This window comes from Ferruginibacter sp. (assembly GCF_014377975.1).
Lineage (GTDB): Bacteria > Bacteroidota > Bacteroidia > Chitinophagales > Chitinophagaceae > Ferruginibacter.
This window is the reverse complement of sequence record NZ_JACMOO010000207.1, coordinates 1-4,180: the sequence shown is the minus strand read 5'-3', so window position 1 is coordinate 4,180 and position 4,180 is coordinate 1. Positions and strand designations below refer to the sequence as shown.

3 protein-coding genes and 1 riboswitch are annotated in these 4,180 nt (G+C 43.7%); all 3 genes read left to right on the top strand.

The window, feature by feature from the left end; translation table 11 throughout:
• On the top strand, nt 1-1,195 hold a 1,195-nt coding region (locus tag H7254_RS11585; RefSeq protein ID WP_301933117.1), incomplete at its 5' end, for a Gfo/Idh/MocA family protein.
• Between the two features lie 131 nt (nt 1,196-1,326).
• Nucleotides 1,327-1,439: riboswitch (SAM riboswitch) on the top strand.
• A gap of 191 nt (nt 1,440-1,630) precedes the next feature.
• Nucleotides 1,631-2,950, top strand: a complete 1,320-nt coding sequence (locus H7254_RS11580; protein ID WP_301933116.1) for an O-acetylhomoserine aminocarboxypropyltransferase/cysteine synthase family protein — start codon at nt 1,631-1,633, stop codon at nt 2,948-2,950.
• Between the two features lie 260 nt (nt 2,951-3,210).
• Nucleotides 3,211-4,180 (top strand): homoserine O-acetyltransferase (gene metX, locus H7254_RS11575; RefSeq protein ID WP_301933115.1); only part of this gene is annotated, 970 nt, incomplete at its 3' end.

The window sequence follows — 4,180 nt, the reverse complement described above, 5'->3', positions numbered from 1 at the left end:
GGTAGCCCCAAGCGACCGTGTACGCATTGCACACATTGGCCTTGGCGGTATGGGTAACAATCACCTGAAATGGTTTGCTGCATTGCCCGGGGTTGATATAGTAGCATTATGCGATGTAGACCAGGATCATTTAGGCAGCACTATGAACACCCTGCAACAATTAAGACCCGACAGCAAGGCACAGGGTTATAAAGATTTCAGGAGCGTTCTTGATCGAAATGATATTGATGCCATTACGGTAGCTACTCCCGACCACTGGCATGCACAAATTGCCACCCTTGCTTTTAAGGCAGGTAAAGATGTGTATGGAGAAAAACCATTATCGTACGATGTATCGGAAGGAAGAATGATGCTAAAACAATTGAAGCGTCACGACAGGGTATTTCAATTAGGAACGCAGATACACGCAGGCGAAAATTACCACCGTGTAGCCGAGATCATTCGCTCCGGGGCAATAGGCAATGTGCATACCGTGCGGCTTTGGAAAACAGGGGCACCACCGGTTATGGTACCGGGTAAGGTGCAGGCGCCACCCCCAACCCTTGATTGGGATATGTGGTTGGGTCCAGCCCCGTATGCAGAGTATGATCCACAACGCTGTCATTTTACATACCGCTATTTCCTGGATTACTCCGGTGGGGTATTTCAGGATTTTTGGTGCCATATTGCCGATATTGTTTATTGGTCCATAGCACCCAGGAATCTTAAAACAGTAATTGCCAGGGGTAAGCAGGCTGAAGGTATTGCCGATGCACCGGAATGGCTGGATGCCGACTTTGAATTTGAAGGATTAAATCTCCATTGGACGCATTTGCCACCGGATGTGCCGGGTGCCGCCAACAGGGCTATAGGCGCATATTTTGAAGGTGACAAAGGGACCCTGATCTGCGATTATGATACCCGCGAAATAACCATTAATGGGCAAACAGTAACAGACATTCCTGAAATACCGAAAACGATTATCCGCTCTGCCGGCCACCAGCAAAATTTTGTGGACGCCGTTAAATCGCGAAACCAGCCAGAGTCCAACCTTGAATATGCACGCAATATGACCATGCCTATGCATCTTGCGTTAATCTCTTACCGGCTAAACCGCAAATTAAACTGGAACAGTAAAAAGGAAAAGTTTGAGGATGATAAGGAGGCGAATGAATACCTAAAGAGGGAGTACAGAAAAAAGTGGGACCTGGTATAGCTGATACAATTTTAGTTTGTTAAGGGGGTTTATGGAGTCAAAGATTCAATACTTTGAAACCAGGTATCTACAAAATAAATTTGGCTGTTTAAAAGTCGGCCTATTACTTTTGCACCAGTTCTTTACCAACATACTTATCAAGAAAGGCAGAGGGTTATGGCCCTTTGACGCCTTGGCAACCCTTACTATTTACTCAGTAGTAAGAAGGTGCCAATTCCATCCGCCGCAAGCGGAAAGATAGGTCAGAGTTTAGTTTGGTTGTACATAGGATTCATTTCTAAATACTTCAAGCTCACCTGTCTGATCGGTGGGCTTTTTTTATGCCCTTTTCTTAACTGGTTTTGGTAACTGTGATTTCAAAAAATTAATTGCGATATTGTAAGGCCCTACTTAAATAATTCGACTTTAATAAATTCAAACATAAAAACTACCACTATGAGCAATCTTCGATTTGAAACTCTTCAATTACATGCTGGCCAGGAACTTGATTCTGCCACCAATTCCAGGGCTGTGCCTATTTATCAAACCACCTCCTATGGTTTTAAAAATTCCGAACATGCTGCCAATCTTTTTGGATTAAAAGAATTTGGCAACATCTACACACGTATAATGAACCCCACAACCGACGTTTTTGAAAAAAGAATGGCGGCTTTGGAAGGCGGTGTAGCTGCATTAGCAACGGGCTCAGGACAGGCTGCCCAGTTTTTGGCGCTTAATAACATTGTGCAGGCTGGAGATAATTTTATTAGCACCTCATTTTTGTACGGCGGAACATATAACCAGTTTAAGGTGGCTTTTAAACGTTTGGGTGTAGAGGTTCGTTTTGCAAATGGCGACGATGTTGAATCGTTTGTGCCTTTAATTGACAAAAATACCAAAGCCATATATCTGGAGACAATTGGCAATCCCCGCCTTAACATACCTGACTTTAAAAAATTTGCTGACCTGGCAAAAGAATATGATTTGCCGCTGATTGTCGACAATACATTTGGTGCCGGCGGCTATCTTTTCAAGCCATTGGAGCATGGTGCCAACATAGTGGTTGAGAGTGCAACCAAGTGGATTGGCGGCCATGGCACCAGTATTGGGGGAGTAATTGTAGATGGAGGAAATTACAATTGGGGTAACGGTAAATTTCCCCAGTTTACGGAACCTTCCGAGGGCTATAATGGACTAAAGTTCTGGGATATTTTTGGCGAAGGAAATCCATTAGGCCTGCCAAATATTGCCTTTATTATACGTGCAAGAGTTGAAGGTCTTCGCGACTTTGGCAGCAGCCAGTCGCCGTTCAATTCTTTCCTGCTATTGCAGGGCCTGGAGACCCTCTCCCTTCGTATGGAACGCCACAATCAAAATGCCCTGGCATTGGCGCAATGGCTGGAAGCTCATGAGTTGGTTGACTTTGTATTATATCCCGGTTTGGAAAGCAGCAGTTACCATCAACTTGCAAAAAAATATCTTCCCAATGGCTTTGGTGGAATCATAAATTTTGGCATTAAAGGTGGAAAGGCAAACGCCAGCAAATTTATTGACAGCCTAAAATTAGTAAGCCATTTGGCGAACGTTGGCGATGCTAAAACATTGGCCATCCATCCGGCATCTACAACACACGATCAGTTAAGCGAAGCCGAGCAAATTGCTGCAGGCGTAGACCCAAATCTGGTAAGGCTGAGTGTAGGTATTGAACATATTGAAGATATTAAAGCCGATTTTGAACAGGCATTTGCTAAGGTGTTTGAAGGTGAGAAAGCGTAATACATAATGAATAGAGAATAATGAATATGATACATTTTTTTTTGATGGGGCAGCCGGCAGTTGATCATTAGTCAACTCCGGTTGTGTTATTTCAATTCCGATACCTCGGAACTCACTTGTACGGTTGAAACTACAATCCGCAGAAGGAGGCAAATGGCTCAAGTTTTTACTTTTTTATTTTTCCTTTCATTTTTCACATTTCACTTTTCACGATTAACAACCCACATCTCACTCTCTGTGAACGCACCTTAAAAAACTGAATGAACGAACAAATTTTCCATTATCAACATTCTTTTACACTGGAGAGTGGCAGGGTATTAAAAGGCTTTCACCTGGCATATACTGCGTTGGGTACTTTAAATAAAACGGCTGACAATGTTGTCTGGGTTTTTCATGCATTAACTGCCAACAGCGATCCATCAGAGTGGTGGCATGGCCTTGTGGGAGCGGGTAAAATTTTTGACCCGGCAGATTTTTATATCGTCTGTGTAAACATGCCGGGTAGTTGTTATGGAAGTATTTCTCCATTAGATATTGATGTTGTAAGTGGTAGCCCATACTATCATTCCTTCCCCTGGTTTACTACAAGAGATATGATAAGGGCTTATCAAAAATTAAAGGATACGCTGGGTATAACAAAAATATTAGTAGGTCTTGGTGGCTCAATGGGCGGGCAGCAATTACTGGAATGGGCGGTTGAAGAACCGGCGCTGTTTAAACATATTATTCCTATTGCAACCAATGCACAGCATTCACCATGGGGGGTGGCTTTTAATGCATCGCAACGTTGGTGCATACAGGCCGATCCTACCTGGACAACGCATGATGCAGCAGCAGGTTTGGAAGGCATGAAAATAGCCCGGTCTGTTGCCCTGCTCTCTTACCGCAATTACCACACATACCATCATGCGCAGCAAAGTGTTACAAGTGATAGCATTGGCCTGCCGTTAGATCAGCAAGTTTTTAGAGCCGAAAGCTACCAGCATTACCAGGGCCATAAACTTGCCAATCGGTTCAATGCGTTTAGTTATTATTTTTTAAGTAAAGGCATGGATGCCCATAATCTGGCAAGAGGCCGTGTTTCAATGGAACATTCCCTTGCCAGCATTACCGCTTCAGCGCTGGTTATTGGTATAGAAACTGATTTGTTATTCCCCATTCAGGAGCAGCAATTTTTAGCCAGGCATATTCCCAATGCCGAATTTGTACTAATTGATTCACCCTACGGGC

Coding starts and splice junctions, on each gene's coding strand:
- H7254_RS11580 (WP_301933116.1), top strand. CDS start 1,631: ATGAGCAATCTTCGATTTGAAACTCTTCAATTACATGCTGGCCAGGAA.